Annotated in this window: 17 protein-coding genes, 1 pseudogene and 1 riboswitch; of the genes and pseudogenes, 12 read left to right on the forward strand and 6 right to left on the reverse strand. The window is 45.2% G+C overall.

The features are described 5' to 3' along the window. From mobB to AB1797_07115, 3 genes are all read right to left on the reverse strand, one after another. Positions 1–206, reverse strand: a 206-nt coding sequence (gene mobB / locus AB1797_07105) for a molybdopterin-guanine dinucleotide biosynthesis protein B (protein ID MEW5767382.1), incomplete at its 3' end; no start/stop codon positions are given. Positions 207–345: 139 nt separating this feature from the next. Further along, positions 346–813 (reverse strand): hypothetical protein, encoded by a 468-nt coding sequence (locus tag AB1797_07110; GenBank protein MEW5767383.1) that lies wholly within the window; start codon positions 811–813, stop codon positions 346–348. A 236-nt stretch (positions 814–1,049) separates the two neighbouring features. Beyond that, positions 1,050–1,979 carry a hypothetical protein gene (locus AB1797_07115; protein MEW5767384.1) on the reverse strand — a complete coding sequence of 310 codons (930 nt, stop codon included), beginning with the start codon at positions 1,977–1,979 and terminating at the stop codon, positions 1,050–1,052. A gap of 903 nt (positions 1,980–2,882) precedes the next feature. Between AB1797_07115 and AB1797_07120 the strand changes: the two genes are divergently transcribed. The 12 genes and pseudogenes from AB1797_07120 to AB1797_07175 all read left to right on the forward strand — a co-directional run bounded on the left by AB1797_07120 (position 2,883) and on the right by AB1797_07175 (position 13,010). After that, positions 2,883–3,362: a type II toxin-antitoxin system VapC family toxin gene (locus AB1797_07120; protein ID MEW5767385.1), complete on the forward strand. Its 480-nt coding sequence runs from the start codon at positions 2,883–2,885 to the stop codon at positions 3,360–3,362. After that, positions 3,359–3,556 (forward strand): hypothetical protein, encoded by a 198-nt coding sequence (locus AB1797_07125; GenBank protein ID MEW5767386.1) that lies wholly within the window; start codon positions 3,359–3,361, stop codon positions 3,554–3,556. Before AB1797_07120 ends, AB1797_07125 begins: the two co-directional genes overlap by 4 nt. A gap of 295 nt (positions 3,557–3,851) precedes the next feature. Next, positions 3,852–4,072: riboswitch (cobalamin riboswitch) on the forward strand. Between the two features lie 341 nt (positions 4,073–4,413). Beyond that, positions 4,414–4,521, forward strand: a pseudogene (locus tag AB1797_07130) (GxxExxY protein). Between the two features lie 93 nt (positions 4,522–4,614). Beyond that, positions 4,615–5,517 carry an ABC transporter substrate-binding protein gene (locus AB1797_07135; protein ID MEW5767387.1) on the forward strand — a complete coding sequence of 301 codons (903 nt, stop codon included), beginning with the start codon at positions 4,615–4,617 and terminating at the stop codon, positions 5,515–5,517. After that, on the forward strand, positions 5,514–6,530 hold the full coding sequence (locus AB1797_07140; protein MEW5767388.1) for an iron ABC transporter permease: 1,017 nt from the start codon (positions 5,514–5,516) through the stop codon (positions 6,528–6,530). The genes AB1797_07135 and AB1797_07140 overlap by 4 nt, the downstream gene beginning before the upstream one ends. Continuing rightward, positions 6,530–7,324 carry an ABC transporter ATP-binding protein gene (locus AB1797_07145; GenBank protein ID MEW5767389.1) on the forward strand — a complete coding sequence of 265 codons (795 nt, stop codon included), beginning with the start codon at positions 6,530–6,532 and terminating at the stop codon, positions 7,322–7,324. Before AB1797_07140 ends, AB1797_07145 begins: the two co-directional genes overlap by 1 nt. Positions 7,325–7,740: 416 nt before the next feature. Continuing rightward, complete coding sequence (locus AB1797_07150; GenBank protein MEW5767390.1) at positions 7,741–9,780, forward strand: TonB-dependent receptor; 2,040 nt, start codon at positions 7,741–7,743, stop codon at positions 9,778–9,780. Between the two features lie 77 nt (positions 9,781–9,857). Continuing rightward, positions 9,858–10,298: a phosphate-starvation-inducible PsiE family protein gene (locus tag AB1797_07155; GenBank protein ID MEW5767391.1), complete on the forward strand. Its 441-nt coding sequence runs from the start codon at positions 9,858–9,860 to the stop codon at positions 10,296–10,298. Positions 10,299–10,312: 14 nt separating this feature from the next. After that, positions 10,313–11,893, forward strand: a complete 1,581-nt coding sequence (locus AB1797_07160; GenBank protein ID MEW5767392.1) for a cobyric acid synthase — start codon at positions 10,313–10,315, stop codon at positions 11,891–11,893. Positions 11,894–12,232: 339 nt separating this feature from the next. After that, on the forward strand, positions 12,233–12,463 hold the full coding sequence (locus AB1797_07165) for a DUF3276 family protein (protein ID MEW5767393.1): 231 nt from the start codon (positions 12,233–12,235) through the stop codon (positions 12,461–12,463). 140 nt (positions 12,464–12,603) lie between these two features. After that, positions 12,604–12,828 (forward strand): type II toxin-antitoxin system HicB family antitoxin, encoded by a 225-nt coding sequence (locus tag AB1797_07170; GenBank protein MEW5767394.1) that lies wholly within the window; start codon positions 12,604–12,606, stop codon positions 12,826–12,828. Next, on the forward strand, positions 12,825–13,010 hold the full coding sequence (locus AB1797_07175; GenBank protein ID MEW5767395.1) for a type II toxin-antitoxin system HicA family toxin: 186 nt from the start codon (positions 12,825–12,827) through the stop codon (positions 13,008–13,010). Before AB1797_07170 ends, AB1797_07175 begins: the two co-directional genes overlap by 4 nt. A gap of 124 nt (positions 13,011–13,134) precedes the next feature. Here the strand turns inward: AB1797_07175 and AB1797_07180 are convergent, their stop codons facing one another. From AB1797_07180 to AB1797_07190, 3 genes are all read right to left on the reverse strand, one after another. Next, entirely contained in the window at positions 13,135–13,428 is a 294-nt protein-coding gene (locus AB1797_07180) for a GxxExxY protein (GenBank protein MEW5767396.1), read from the reverse strand. 186 nt (positions 13,429–13,614) lie between these two features. After that, positions 13,615–14,445, reverse strand: a complete 831-nt coding sequence (locus AB1797_07185; GenBank protein ID MEW5767397.1) for a 4-hydroxybenzoate octaprenyltransferase — start codon at positions 14,443–14,445, stop codon at positions 13,615–13,617. An 88-nt stretch (positions 14,446–14,533) separates the two neighbouring features. Beyond that, complete coding sequence (locus AB1797_07190) at positions 14,534–14,878, reverse strand: hypothetical protein (GenBank protein ID MEW5767398.1); 345 nt, start codon at positions 14,876–14,878, stop codon at positions 14,534–14,536. Positions 14,879–15,328 lie beyond the last annotated feature (450 nt).

Genomic DNA, 15,328 nt, shown 5'->3' on the forward strand with positions numbered 1-15,328 from the left:
GATAAAACCACCGATTCTGCACCGCAGAGCTGATGCCGATAGGTATCTGTCCCTTCACGGTCTACATCTTCGGCCGTAAGCCCGTGGTGGTCATGCTTAATCGTCCCGATCCGATAGCCACGTTTTTTTAATTCCGGCACTATCCCTTCTATTAACCGGGTCTTGCCGCTATTCTTCCCACCTACGATAGAAACTACGGGGACCATAATTCACCTCTCAGAACTCGATGCCTATCCCCAAATCCCAAACACCAGAAGTCTGGCAGACTCCTGGTGTTTAAGCCTCTGACACACGGCGGAAGTTTTGGGACAGACTCTTAATGCCTTTAACCCTTTCTCAAGCCTCTTATAGGGCCGGTGGCTCTTCAGATACATCTATTACCGGCTTTTCCTCCCATCCTTTCGGGACCCAATGATCCTGGGCATATTCTTTCCATTCCGACAGCGAGACTAATCGGTGGGTTTTTTTAATAAAGCATATTTGAGTTCCTATGACACCGGGGAAGTGCCGGATATGTTCACGAGCAAATTTTCCCAAGCAACCCTCATCTTTGGCCAATACCGAGCAGACTATACTGTCTCCAAATAGATGAAAGGTATAGGCCACATAGACTACCCCAGCCTCACTTGTCCATTCAATCCTGGTAATCTTATCGTAAATCTCCTTAAAGTGGTTGGGATGGGCTTTAATGGTAATGGTAAATCTCTGGAAATCACGCGGCGTATCTTCAGGAATGGCGAAAAACCTGGCCCCCATTAGATTAATCATATAGAGGTTGTCGGCATACTTAATCTTGGCTATTCTACTGGCCACAAAATCAGCCGTCACCTCAGGATTATCCGCGCAAATAAAAAGAGTCGTATCTTCGTGTCTGGCTCGTTTAGTAAGGTAAACCAGCTTCCCTTGATTATCTAAATCATCCTGAAGTTCTCTTTGATGTTCCAGAATATAATCCCAATACTACCTCTATTCTTTCAAAACCTGTCCGAATCCTTATAATGGTCAACATCCCCTCTTATCACCTTTCAGGTGGATGGGCTGAAGGTTACTCAGATGTGCTTTTTCACCCTCGACTCCATAGACAGCCTTTTCCTCATCCTGGCATAACCGCCTCTAACCTCAATCAGGGCCAGGTAGTGAATAAAGGAGGCATAATAGTCTGGCTCGGCCTTTCTAAAATTGTCCAGAGCCATTTCCAAACGATGCCTTCTCCCAGGCTCGTGCCTTTCTTTATCTTTAAAATTGTCCATTAAAGAAACACCAATTTCGATCAGGGCCGCCCTTTTTAGCATCTTCTTTCTCTCTGTTTGGTATGATAGATCGAACCTCAGGTTACTAAACTGGCTAATGGCCCCCTCAAAATGTTTGACTGATTTCTCTGCCTCGACTAAAAGATCATAAATAATAGCTAAGGCAAGGTGTATCTGGCCGGCTAATTCATCCTCTCCGTATTTCTTAAAGCCCGAGAGGGCTTCCTCAAAATAGTCCTTAGCCCTTTCAAAGTACTTCCTTTTAGGGATAGTTATGCCCAGGACGAAATAATCTCTACCTACTTTCATCCCTTGAGAAGCCAGACTTAGAGCTATCTCCATTTCATCCTTAGGGATAGAAAACTCATCGGGTATGGGGAGCTTAAGCTTTATCTCACCCAGTTTAGTGGCAGTTAAGAAAAGACCCTGGTGGCCAAATAGGTCGGCCAGGTAATCTATGGTATCAATTATTCGAGATATCCCTTCCTTGAAAGATTTCAGATCAGTGATGGTGCCGTCCCTATCGAGGGCCTCTTTTAATCGATTCATGGTAGAGACGACATCATCTCCCCTCTCATCTTTCAAGACACGAGAGACCTCTTGATAAAAACCATCTCTTTCAAACTGGATAAATTCTTTCGCCTCTTCGATGACGGGTTCTAATCTGGAGAGGTCTACCTTGACCTCTGTCTTCCGGTCTTTATCCTTAAAAGCGAGTGATTTAATCATCTCACCCCTATCTATATGCAATAATTGTGCCAGGTCTTCATAAAAAACAAAAAACCGCTAAGTCATTGCTTAAGCGGTTTAAGAAAAGGGAGTTACAATTTTTAAAATTTTCTTATTTCTAAGGTTTAAAAAATTAATAACCACTCTTCTGGGGCATTATGCCACAAATATACCCTAAAATAAAGTTGGGGTCGCTTATGGTCTAAGAAGATATCACCAATTGAGGCATTATGCTACAGGTAGGGCATTATGCCCCACTGTTTCTAATATATACCTTTATCCCACATTCCGCACTCATCCACTAAGGAAATAACATTTTTTCGACCTGTATGGTTAGAAATTACAAGCAATTCTCTTCAAACCTGAAAGGTTTGAATTTTACATAACCGCAGGTGAAACCTGCGGAAACGAAACATCTACCGCTCAACCCTGAAAGGGTTGAATTCTATGTGATGGATAATATTCGACCCTTGCAGGGTCGAGCGTTGCGGGGTGTATTTATTTTCCGTAGCTTGCATCTACGGCTATTTAAAATTTGACGCTTTCAGCGTCAGTAGTCTACAACCTTAACCATGCAGGTCGAAAAATTTCAACTCATTGCTTATAATTCCTAACCGCACAGGTCGAAGAATTTCGCCTTCTGAGATACCAAAAGAGGGACTACCAATGGCCAGTAGCTCATTAGAAGGAGCCTGCAAGGATTTCATCTTAAACGGTTAAGGGGTTTTTGAAGGAGGCCAAATTATTGCTTGACTTTTTTTACGAAGACCACTATAATGAAACCAACCATCAAGAGCGGCGCTTCGCGCTGCTCTTGCCCGCCAGTTAGCTGAATCGGTGGCTCCATACATAATCCTATTGAATATTCTTTGAGATAGTTATGGAATATGCTATCATTCAATCATGAAGAAGAATATCTATATAGAAACCACAGTGGTGAGTTATCTGACTGCCAAACCAAGCAGAGATATATTGATTGCCGGGCATCAAGAGACCACTCGTGAACTTTGGGATAAATTATCATCGAAATATAAGACTTATGTATCTGCACTCGTGTTTCAAGAAGCAGGAAGAGGCGATCCCGATCAAGCAAAGTTGAGACTTGCAGCTATTGATAGCTTTCCTATGCTCGATATTGATGATGAGGCGAGATCTCTTGCAGAAAAGATCGTTGTGAAAAAAGGAGTCCCAAGGGAATATCCGGAAGATGCCCTTCATATCGCCGTTGCAGCGGTTAATGGCATAGAAGTTATCATCACTTGGAATTTTGCACATCTTAATAATCCCTTTACTCGTAAGAAGGTAAGAAAGATTATTGAAGCTGAGGGTTACAACTGTCCCGAGATATGCTCGCCTGAAGAACTACTGGAGGTCGAAAAATGAAAGACCCTATTGTTGAAGAAGTACGAAAGTACAGGAAAGAACATACACAAAAATTTCATGGTGACTTATCAAAGATTTGCGAAGATCTGCGTAATATTCAAGAAAAGTCAGGACATAAAATTGTTCGTCTTGCACCAAAAAGAGCAGAGCCAACAAATCAATCCAGCGGACCGCGGCGGAGCCGCGGCTGCTGATCTCGGTTGTTATACGGAATAATAAATACAGAAGATTGGAGAGGTTGTGGGAAGCCCTGAAGAATCTGTAATTGTGTGGACTGATTATATGTTATATGAAGTATAGAGCAGAATTAAGGGGATTTGAACTTTAAAAGGTCAAGGACTTCTTGCCAGTAGCTCATTAGAAGGAGCCTGCAAGAATTTCATCTTAAACGGTTAAGGGGTTTTTGAAGGAGGCCAAATTATTGCTTGACTTTTTTTACGAAGATAACTATAATGGAACCAAAACCAGGGAGGTATTTTTGCCGGGCAGTAATAAGTATCGTGTGTAGGCGCTTCCTGTCTTGTGCAGGAGGATAAGAGGGAAGCCCGTGAAAATCGGGCACGGACCCGCCGCTGTAACCGGGGACGAAAACCACAAGAAGCCACTGGACGTTGCACATGGCCTAAACAAGCAGGTCAAGGCGTCTGGGAAGGCGTGGTGAATAGTTGGATCCGGGAGTCAGAAGACCTGTCTGCACATGCTCACTAATATTTTTCGGGGGTAAAGAAGAGTGAGGTGAAAGCAGGGTTAATCCTCAGTTTTTTCTTACGAAAAAAGCTGAGGATTTTTTGTTACGCTCAAACGAGGGGGCAGAATTTATCAGAGAGTTTTTGTAACCTCTTCAATCTTTTGAATAAGCACAGGAAGATTGGGTTGGTATTATATACCAGAAAGGCAAGATGGTCAAGCTAAATCTATTGGAGGTTAATATGATTCCGAAATCGTGAAGCAACGATAGATCTTATCCTTACCCACAAATTGGGTAAAAGGATGGGGTAAACAAGGATAAACCACGAAGAGCACGAAGGACACGAAGAAAAAAATATTTCATCCTGTGCATGAAGCCCAGTTGCTAACCTATATGAGGTTAGCCAATATAAGGATAGGTTTATTAATGAATTTTAATGAGAAAGATGGGATTAAAAGATTTGTTTTATAATTCTTCGTGCTCTTCGTGTTCTTCGTGGTTTTTAAAAGTGGTTTTTAAAAGATGTGGGTAAAAATAAGGCGATAGATGGAGGGAGGCAGGTATATGAACAAAGACCCAATTATATGGGTAATCTTAAAAGCGATACTTTTTTTCGGCTTTTGTGGGCTATCCCTTTGGTTTTCCTCAAAAATAGTCGATCGTTTTAATGAGAAGATAGAGCCGTTTGCTTATCCTCAAAGAATTATCTCGCTTGGGCCGGCTCTAACCGAGCAGCTTTATTTATTGGGAGTGGAAGATAGATTAGTGGGTTGCACCGTATATTGTAAAAAACCAAAGGAGGCGGAGAGTAAAGAAAAGGTCGGCACCATAATAGAGGTTAATTTGGAAAAGGTGGTCGATCTTAAACCTGACTTAGTCCTGGCCACCTCTTTAACCGATCCAAAGGCCAAAGAAAAGCTGAAAGATTTAGGGATAAAAGTGGCCTGTTTTCCTCAGGCAAAAAATTTCAGCCAGATGTGTGATCATTTTTTAGGATTAGGCCGACTGGTGGGGAAGGATAAAGAGGCGAAAAAGATTACCAATAGCGCCAAAGACAAAGTGGCCGCTATAAAAGAGAAGGTGAAAAACTTACCCAAGCCTGAAGTCTTCATCCAGATAGGGGCCAAACCTTTATTTGCCGCCACGGGCCGCTCTTTTATTAATGATTTTATCGAATTTGCCGGCGGGATAAATATGGCTAAAGAGGCCAAAGAGGGTATTTACAGTAGAGAGGAGGTATTAAAAAAAGATCCAGAGGTAATAATTATTGTCACTATGGGGATTGTGGGAGAGAAAGAGAAAGAAATCTGGCAGAGCTACCAGACCTTGAAGGCGGTGAAGAAGGGCAGAATTTATATTGTTGATTCTTACCAGTTCTGTAGTCCTACGCCCGTAAGCTTCGTCGAGGCTTTAGAGGAGATGGCCGGCCTCTTGCATCCGGAGTTGTATCCCCACCAGACCCAATGAACAAAAAAATAATTCGCTGGATTATCTGGATATTACTTTTAGGAGGAACCCTTGGCGGGATAAGTATTTTTTCCCTCTGCCTCGGTTCAGCCGGCATCCCGGTTAAGGACATCATCCCTTTAATCTTTGAAGGCAGAGGCACTACTGAATACAGCATCCTTTTTGATATCCGCTTGCCCCGCATTCTCCTGGGTTTGGCCATAGGTGGCGCCTTAAGCTTAGCCGGCGTGATCCTTCAAGGGATGTTTCGTAATCCCTTAGTTGAGCCATATACTTTAGGGATTTCAGGGGGAGCCGCTTTGGGTGTCTGTTTAAATATTGTTTTGGGATTAAATTCAAGAGGAGGGATTCTATCTATCCCGGTCAGCGGATTTTTAGGCGCGGTGATGGTTATCCTGCTGGTTTATTCTTTAAGCATGAGAAAAGGCATCTTAAAGATTCAAGGGCTTCTCCTTACCGGAGTAATGATAAGTTTTATCTCTTCATCTTTGATTATGTTTATCATGGCTGTCTCTCGCACCGAAGACCTTCACGGCATAGTTTTCTGGATAATGGGCTCTTTAGAAGAACCCAATTGGTTTCTGATAAAAGCTGCCCTGTTAGTCTCTCTTTTGGGCATGGGCATTGCCTATCTTTTCTGTTGGGACCTTAATGCCCTCTCTTTGGGAGAAGAAGATGCCCTCCATTTGGGCATAAATACGGAAAGAACCAAGCGGCTCCTTTTTGTTCTTGCTTCAGTCCTTACCGGTTGCAGCGTATCTGTGGCCGGAATAATTGGATTTGTAGGGTTGGTGGTGCCTCATTTCGGGAGGATGTTGGCCGGAGGCGACCATCGTATACTCCTGGTGACGGCTTATCTGGCAGGCGGGGCATTTCTTGTGCTCTGCGACACCTTAGCTCGAACCATAATTTCGCCTTTGGAGTTGCCCGTAGGGGTGATTACAGGTATAGTAGGCGGGAGTCTTTTTGTTTATGCCCTGACCAAGAGGCAGGTCGCCCTGGGGGGGAAATAGTGCTTTGGATAAAAAATCTAACCTGTGGATATGATTCCAGGGCCGTTCTACAAGAGATCAATCTTAGCCTAAAATCCGGCGAGCTTATCGGAATAATCGGTCCGAATGGCTCAGGGAAAACTACCCTTCTTCGGGCAATAACGCGGGTGCTTAAGCCGATGAGGGGGGTAGTTCTCTTTGAAGGGAAAGATATCCGGCAGATGGGACTCAAGGAGCTGGCTAAGAAGGTCGCCGTAGTTTCTCAAGGCTCTGAGGCCAAGGGAATGACGGTCGAAGAATTCGTCCTTTTAGGAAGGATTCCATATTATGAGAAGTTTCAATTTCTTGAGACAAAAAGGGATATGGAGATGGCCCAAAGGTGTATGGGCTTAACGGATACTGGCCGGTTTAAAGACCGGCTTATGGAAGAGATAAGCGGCGGCGAAAGACAACTGGCCCTTATTGCCCGCGCCTTGACCCAGGAGCCGGCGTTGCTTTTATTGGATGAGCCGACGACGCATTTAGATATCACCCATCAGGTAGGCATCCTGGACCTGGTAAAGAAGCTGAATAGAGAATTGGGGCTTACCGTAATTATGGTTTTGCATGACCTTAATTTAGCCGGCGAATATTGTGATCGGTTAGTGCTTATTAATGAAGGACGCATTCATAAAGATGGACGGCCTGAGGAGGTTCTGAACTATCAGACTATTGAAGAGGTTTACCGGACCGTGGTGGTCGTCGAAAAAAATCCTATTTCTTCTAAGCCCTATGTGTTGATAGTTTCTGAGGAAGAAAGACAGAAATATAATTAAGGGCCAAAAGGAGGTGGTGAAATTCAACTTAGCCCGTGATTCTGTTTTTTAATAAAACGTAACTACTCAGCCACTAAGGCATAAAGACACAAAGACTACCAATAATAGGACGCAGATTACACGGATGAGACGGATTGACACGGATAAAAATTTAGTAGAAAAATCCGTGAGAATCCGCTAAAATCCGTGTCATCCGTGGGCTATTTCATCATTCTCTTCCTACCTTAGTAGCTTTGGGGCTGAATAGTTACAATAAAACAAACCAGGTAGGCCAAGGAAGTTTCCGTGAGATTCGGAACGCTGCCCCGCAACGGTAATAATATCAGAAGACAGATTAAATCTGACTTCTGACTTCTGAGTTTAAGCCCGGACCATTGCCTATCTTGGAAAGTATTCTTGAGGGAGGAGAAAGAACGATGAGAAAGAATATCTTGATTTTAGCGGGAATTTTATTAGTTAGCTTAGGGAGTCAGGCCGGTGGCTTTCCCATTACGGTAAAGGATGACCTGGGAAGAGAGATAACCATCCCCGGGCCTCCCCAGCGGATTGTATCTTTAGTGCCATCCCATACCGAGATACTTTTTGCCCTGGGTCTGGAGCAAAAAGTGGTTGGCGTAACCGACTATTGCAATTATCCTCAAAAAGCACAGGCTAAAGACAAAGTAGGCGGCTGGGCTACGTTTTTAAAGCAAGCTGAGGTGACGGAGGAGGGGATATTTGAGTTAGATGAAGTGGTGGTTACGGCCGGGAGGAGACCGCAGTTGCTGGCGGATATTCCGGTAAGCACTACTCTCGTAACCAGAGAAGACATCGAGACCGCTAATGCCCTGAATGTGGCTGAGGTCATCCAACAGACAGCCGGGGTAAAAGTGAACAGCTACGGGGCAATGGGGGCAGCTACTACGGTTACGCTGCGTGGATCAGATGCCAAGCAAGTTTTGGTATTAGTAGACGGAAGGCCGGTTAATACTGCCTCTCTGGGGACGGCCGATTTAAGCATGTATCCCCCAGATAATATTGCCAAAATCGAGGTCATCCGGGGGCCATTTTCGGCCCTTTACGGGGCCAATGCCCTGGGTGGGGTAGTCAATATCATCACTCAAAATGCCCCTCAAAAACCAAGGTGGGAGCTTAATGCCTCTTACGGAGAAGATCAAATTTACCGGTTAAGTTACGGAAACAAATTTAGAGATATCGGCGGCCTTTTTACTCTAAGCCACCAGTGGTCTGACGGACACCGGGAGAATAGTGACTGTAAAGGGTATCAGTTTACAGGCAGATTGGACTATGATCTCGGGAATGATTCAGCCTTCGCTTTGTCGGCCGGTCATTCGGAACAAAAAAAAGGTGTGCCCGGCTCTACTTCCTGGCCAAGCCCTAACGCCCGGCAAGATGACCAGCGAACATGGGCAGACTTTACTTGCCGCAGAGAAGGTAAGAGATCTGATTTACTATTCAAGGCATACTTTAACCGGGATTGGGGAAATTACAGAGATCCTGATGCCTGGGGCGGGCCGACGGATGACGTCAATATAAATTCCCGGCTGGGCTTGAACTGGCAACAGGATATTAATTTCAAGGAGACTAATATCTTCACCTGGGGAATAGACCTGCAAAATGACCGGGCTGATATCCAGGCGATCGGTGAGGAGAAGAAGCTAAATAACTATGCCCTCTATCTTCAGGATGAGTTAAATCTCCTGGATTTGTTAACCGTCACACCAGGGTTAAGATATGACCATCACGATATCTATGGCAGCCAGGTCAATCCCCGCTTGAGCTGTCTTTACCAACTAAACGAGCAGACCGATCTAAGGGTCTCTGGCGGCCGGGCCTTCAGGGCGCCGACGGTTAATGACCTTTACTGGCCAGGGGGAGGGAATCCTGATCTAAAACCGGAGAAATCTGTTGGATATGAGATCGGCGCCGAGCATCTATTCAGTTTCGGACTGTTAACCAGGGCGACATTTTTTAGTAGTGAGGTGGAGGAACTGATGACCTGGGTGCCGGTGCCTGGAGATGAGACGCACTGGCATGTGGTAAATGTAGGCCAGACTAAAATCAGTGGAGCTGAAGCCGAGGTAAAGATGAAGCTGCCCCAAAATATTTCCGCTGGCATCACCTACACTTACCTGGAAGCCACCGATAAAGAAACCGATAAGTATCTGCGATATAAGCCCAGGCATAAGGCAGGATTATCCCTTGGATATGAGAGCACTTCAGGGCTAAGAATAAATATATCCGCTGACTACACGGATAGCGTCTTTAGTGATAAATCAAATATCGAAAGGCTAAATAGTTACACTTTGCTTAATGCCCACATTTCCCAAGGGCTGGGCCGGGATGTGGAGCTATTTTTATCCGGCAATAATCTTCTGGATGAAGAATATTATCTCTACGAAGGGTATCCTATGCCGGGTAGGGCTCTTTACGGGGGAATAAAAGCCAGGTTTTAATCGCCATAGACGGATAAACCTTCCGCCGGTTTTTAACCGGTGGGAGGTTGTCCTCATAAGGTTAAGGAGACGAGTAGATGAGAAAAATGATAACGGATTGCACCAGAAGATTACTTCTTACCATTGATGACATCATCCATATCATCATTGCTATCTTTCTGGTAGCGGCAGCCTTTTTTGTTTTATATAAGGCGGCCCTTAACCTTGTTCAGCCAACGGTGGAGTCAATCCTGACTATGATAAGCGATCTTTTCTTTGTGCTTATTATTATGGAACTGCTCTGGATGGTGATCAGATACCTGAAGAGACTGGGCTTTTCCCTTCGACCATTTATCTTTATCGGAATTATCTCCAGTATCAGAGGGATACTTATCTTAGAAGCGAAGATGGCCGTAGGCCTTCAGGAAGAAGGAAGTGACTACTTGTTGAAACTGGGCACAAATGTTATTCTTGTGCTTATCTTTGTTATATGCCTCTGGCTTTTATCTAAGATGCAACCAATAGATAAGGATGAATAGTTACAAAAAAAGTGATGACCAGGAAAGCTAAGGCGATAATGATCTGCGGAACCGGTTCCCACGTAGGCAAATCGGTGATTGCTATGGCCCTGTGTCGTATTCTATCTCAGGATGGCTTTAAGGTCGCCCCTTTCAAGGCCCAGAATATGGCCCTGAATTCAGCCGTAACTAAAGAAGGGGGCGAGATCGGCCGGGCCCAATTCGTTCAGGCGGAAGCCGCCAGGGCAGAGCCTACGGTTGATATGAATCCTATCCTCCTCAAGCCGGTAAGTAATAATGGCTCTCAGGTGATAGTCCAGGGAAGACCGGTGGGAAATATGACGGCCAGGCAATATTACTCTTATCGCCAAAAGGCCCTGGAAGCCGTCAGAGAATCCTTTGGCCGGCTGGCTTCAGAATATGAGGCCATCGTCCTGGAAGGAGCCGGCAGCCCAGCCGAAATAAACCTTCGGGGCAAAGACATCGTTAATATGGAGATGGCCCGCCTGGCCAATGCCCCGGTGATCCTGGTGGGTGATATTGAACGGGGCGGGGTATTTGCCTCTCTGGTAGGGACGTTAGAATTACTTTCACCTCAGGATAGACAGAGAATAAAGGGCATTATTATCAACAAATTCAGGGGAGACATAGAGATTTTAAAGCCGGGTCTCAAGATGCTGGAGCAGCGGACCGGTGTGGCTGTCTTAGGGGTGCTGCCTTATCATGCCTGGCTCAAGATGGGCGAAGAGGATTCACTGGTCTTAGAAGAGGAAAACCCGAAATCCGAAATCCGAAACCCGAAACCGGATTTAATCGATATTGCTGTTATCAGGCTGCCCCATCTTTCTAACTTTACTGATTTTGATCCCTTGAGGCGGGAGCCGTCTCTTTCGGTGCGTTACGTGGCTGATATTCATTCGCTGGGCTATCCGGATATGATTATTTTGCCCGGGACAAAAACCACCTTGAAGGATATGCTCTTTTTAAAGACATCCGGCCTGGATATTCAGATTAAGGCCATAGCCGAAGAGGGGGTATGGGTGGTGGGCATCTGCGGTGGGTTTCAGATGATGGGCCGGGAGATGCATGATCCGGATCAAGTGGAATCAACTTTAACCCATACCTCTGGCTTAGGTCTCCTGGACCTAAGCACCACCTTTGACCGGGAAAAGACGACGCATCAAGTTAAAGCCTGCCTGAGGCTTGAGGCGGAGACGATCTGGTCTCGTTTTTCGACTATGAATCCCGGCCATCTTTTTGAGGAAGGGAGAGAACTAACTGGTTATGAGATCCATGCCGGTCGGACCGAATTGGGCGACGGAACAGCGCCTCTATTTGAAATCCTGGAGCGGTCAGGAGAAAAAGTAAATCTTCCGGAAGGTGCCATCAGCCCTAAGCTGAACTGTTGGGGCACCTATATTCACGGCCTTTTTGACCACGACGGTTTCCGTCTTGGTCTAATTAACATGCTTCGGGGCCAAAAGGGCCTCGCCCTCCTTGAGCCGGCAAATCACTTCTCTTTCGAATCGGCCAAAGACCTTTATTATGACCGCCTGGCTGAACTGGTCAGAGCCAACTGTGAGATGGACCTTATCTATTCCACTCTTGCCTTTTAAGGCCTTGATCATCGTTGGTCAACGAAATGAAAATCATGGTGCCGTGCGAAGAGGTTATTGAGGCGGAAGCGGCTCTGCGTGTGGAAGGTATCTCGGAAGAGTGATGGTGGAGTAATGGAGCGATGGCGATGAAGTGATGGAGTGGTGGATTAATGGATCAATGTTTACCCAATTTCCAGAATTCCATTAATCGGGATGGTTCACTTTACTGTGAAAGCTTGCGGCTGAGAGGTAGGGTGGGCACCGCCCACCAAAAAGGCGTAGATGGCGAACAGATTGGTGGGTAATGTCCACCCTACTTCTGCGGAAGGTTAACCGCGCCTAAAGTTTCACAAGAAAATGGATGATTTTGAACCGTCCCGAACTTGCTTTTTCGATGCAAAGCAATCTAAAGATGGAACATGCTATTTGGTAATTAGTGAGTCAAAGCAAGTAGAGAGTGATTATGAACACCACCGAGTGATGATATTCGAGGAAAGCATAGATGCTTTCTGCACCGCTTTTGAAAAAATGACTGCTTTCTTGGGCAGAAAAAACAAATCCAAATCATACAATATCAATGAGATGTGACAGAAACATCCAAAAGTTTATGAGGGGAATAGAGGGACTCTTCTCATATTTATTTTATTGCCTAACAATAGGTTGCAACCGACCTCATTTCGTTCGGCGGATGAACCTTGCCGTTAGGGCAAGACACAGGAGGAACAGTTATGAATGAAAAACTTACTGCAGTATTCGAGAAATCTCCGCAAGGATACATCGGATATGTAGAGGAACTCCCCGGTGCTAATACACAAGGAGCAACTCTGGAAGAAACAAAGATGAACTTGATTGAAGCAATTCAGTTGGTTATTGAATCTAATCGTCAACTTGTGGAAGAGGATATTTGGGGAAAGGAAATAATAAGGCAACCATTGGGAATGATTACCATATGAAGCGAATAGATCTTATTCGTCATGTGGAAAACCATGGGTGTGAATTTCTGCGTGAAGGTGGGAATCACACGGTGTATGTTAACAGGAGAGAGAAAAAAGTGTCTACTATTCCTCGTCATCGAGAAATCGATGAAAACTTGTCAAACAAAATTTGCAAAGATCTTGGGATACCAAAGCCTTAACCATTGGCTCAACCTGACCACGAGTACGCGGCGGGTTAACAGGAATGTTAGAGTGCGATACGAGGTCGCACAGTTGAGTGTACTCAGGTAAAACCTGAAGTACCCGGCATGTTCCTGCCCGGCCCTACGCAGGCGTGCTACCGTTTCGCTGATGACGGGGTGCGAAGCCCTGTGGACAACGTACCGAATTGGGTTCAAATGGCAAACAGGAGAACCTCTCGGAGAATCCTCCTCCGTTAAGGATGCCTTTATATTCAAGGGGAAGAGGCCTTTGTCGTTCAAAATTTAGACCACGCCAATAGAGTTCATGATAAAGGCATTCTTCGTAGGCTGACTCTAATAAGCCAGGGCCTAAATGCCTATAAACTTCTATTGCTGACCCAACTATCTGCTCTGTAAGTGCTTTTTCTAAAATCATTCTCCGTGTCTCTGTGTCTTTGTGGTAACCGATTACGTCCAATCAAATTAGAGATTACTGAGGAAAATAGAAGAATTAGCTAGTGCCTTGTCAAGCTTGCTTTAATGGGTTCGTCTTTTGTAAGGGTAACCCTTATGATTGCTTATTTGGGTAATTATTTAACCCTACCCGTATTTGACATTACTCTCAACTCTTTTCCCCCGCAGCCACAAATAAAAATATCACCAACCCGATGATAATGTTAATCCGAAAAAAGGCCAATGGAACATTTGATGACTGGCGTTGTTCTAAGTAGAGAAGTCCACCGGCCAACAGAAGAAAAAAGAAAGAGGCCAGGGTCCTCATCTGCCACAGAAAGAGGGCCAATAACATAGCAAAGGCCAGGATATGGAGAAGGGCCGAGATAGCCAGGGCCTTTTTTCGTCCCCATACCGAAGGAAAGGAGTAAAGCCCCTCTTGCCGGTCGAATTCTTCATCCAGGGTTGAGTAGATGATGTCAAAGCCTGACACCCAGAATAGGGTGAATAAAGCGAGAAGAATAGCCGGGAGAACTTGATGAAAACTCTGGGCAATGGCAAACCAGCCTCCCAGCGGGGCCATTGACAAACCTAATCCCACGCCCAAATGGGCTAAGGGGGTAAATCGCTTCATATAAGGGTAAACCACAAAAATTAAAAGAGGAATGGGGGAATAATAAAGACAGACAGGGGCAATAGCGTAAGCGGCTCCCAGGTAAAATCCCAAGCCTGCGCCTAAAACGGCTAAGGCTTCACCTAACCTCATTTGGCCACTGGGCAGTTCTCGGCCGGCCGTCCTGGGATTCCGTCGGTCTATTTCTCGGTCAATAATCCGGTTCAGGGATAAGGCCACTGTTCTGGCTCCCGCCGCTGCCACAAAAATCAATAAAAGCACCCGCCAGGAAGGGAGTTGTTCCGCCGCTAAAAAAACCCCGCTGTAAATTAACGGCAGGGAAAAAAAGGTGTGCTCGATTTTAACAAAGCGAAGATATCTGGTCAACACCGTAACCGTTCCCATTCACCGCCCCGATAACACGGAGATCGCCGAGAAAAGTCTCGGCGATCTCTACAAACTCTGGGGTGAACAATTACTCCACATCAACATTTTCTGCCAGCAGCTTGAGCAGCTTCTGTAATGCCTCAGGTAAATCTTGAGGATCATAGTAAGTGAGGATAACCATCTTGCCTTCTAAAATCAACTTGCGGTGCTTCGCCTTACCTTCTTCCCTAAAGCTTTTATTGCTTAGATTATTAAAGTCAACCTCATTAATAGCCGTCCAGATTTCCATTACCTGAGCCATCCTCAGTTTGGTGATTAAGGTTCGCTGGATTACGACCCCGGACGTATCCGACTGGAGGCTCCAGACTTCACCATCAGATTCAAACCTCTTTATCTCAGATCTGCCTTCAGGTAAAATTTCTACCTTCTCCAATAGTAATCGTTCACCACAGAGACACAGAGGCACGGAGAAGTATCTACTCAAAATCAAGTTAAAAAAGTAAGCTCATTACAGATTATAGTGCTATGGGTTAAGTTTCATCTCCTTTTGTCCTGACAGCGTCGGCATAAGAGCTTCCCCTCCCTTGATGGGAGGGGTTAGGGGGGTGGTAGCTCTTTTTCTAAGGTTTTTAGCAAGAGTAATAATATTTCACCCTCAGCCTATCCCTCTCCCATCAAAGGAGAGGGAATTTTGCTTTGTCTCCCAACTAACTGCTTAACTTAGTCTTGAGTAGTTACACGGGAAGATAGGGAAGATAGGGGACGGTGGTGTAGAAAGCAATTTATTTTAGCCATTGGTCTAAGATCATCTTGCCTACTGAGCTCAGTTCGGTCTTGGCTACAATATAATTGATACTTGATGTGGTTACTCCTAAATAGCGAG

Source organism: bacterium, from assembly GCA_040753085.1.
GTDB lineage: Bacteria > UBA9089 > JASEGY01 > JASEGY01 > JASEGY01 > JASEGY01.

Excerpts from the sequence above, each read along its gene's own strand:
- AB1797_07115 (MEW5767384.1), bottom strand. The coding sequence starts at position 1,979 with ATGATTAAATCACTCGCTTTTAAGGATAAAGACCGGAAGACAGAGGTC.
- AB1797_07120 (MEW5767385.1), top strand. The coding sequence starts at position 2,883 with ATGAAGAAGAATATCTATATAGAAACCACAGTGGTGAGTTATCTGACT.
- AB1797_07125 (MEW5767386.1), top strand. The coding sequence starts at position 3,359 with ATGAAAGACCCTATTGTTGAAGAAGTACGAAAGTACAGGAAAGAACAT.
- AB1797_07135 (MEW5767387.1), top strand. The coding sequence starts at position 4,615 with ATGAACAAAGACCCAATTATATGGGTAATCTTAAAAGCGATACTTTTT.
- AB1797_07140 (MEW5767388.1), top strand. The coding sequence starts at position 5,514 with ATGAACAAAAAAATAATTCGCTGGATTATCTGGATATTACTTTTAGGA.
- AB1797_07150 (MEW5767390.1), top strand. The coding sequence starts at position 7,741 with ATGAGAAAGAATATCTTGATTTTAGCGGGAATTTTATTAGTTAGCTTA.
- AB1797_07155 (MEW5767391.1), top strand. The coding sequence starts at position 9,858 with ATGAGAAAAATGATAACGGATTGCACCAGAAGATTACTTCTTACCATT.
- AB1797_07160 (MEW5767392.1), top strand. The coding sequence starts at position 10,313 with ATGACCAGGAAAGCTAAGGCGATAATGATCTGCGGAACCGGTTCCCAC.
- AB1797_07165 (MEW5767393.1), top strand. The coding sequence starts at position 12,233 with ATGGATGATTTTGAACCGTCCCGAACTTGCTTTTTCGATGCAAAGCAA.
- AB1797_07170 (MEW5767394.1), top strand. The coding sequence starts at position 12,604 with ATGAATGAAAAACTTACTGCAGTATTCGAGAAATCTCCGCAAGGATAC.
- AB1797_07175 (MEW5767395.1), top strand. The coding sequence starts at position 12,825 with ATGAAGCGAATAGATCTTATTCGTCATGTGGAAAACCATGGGTGTGAA.
- AB1797_07180 (MEW5767396.1), bottom strand. The coding sequence starts at position 13,428 with ATGATTTTAGAAAAAGCACTTACAGAGCAGATAGTTGGGTCAGCAATA.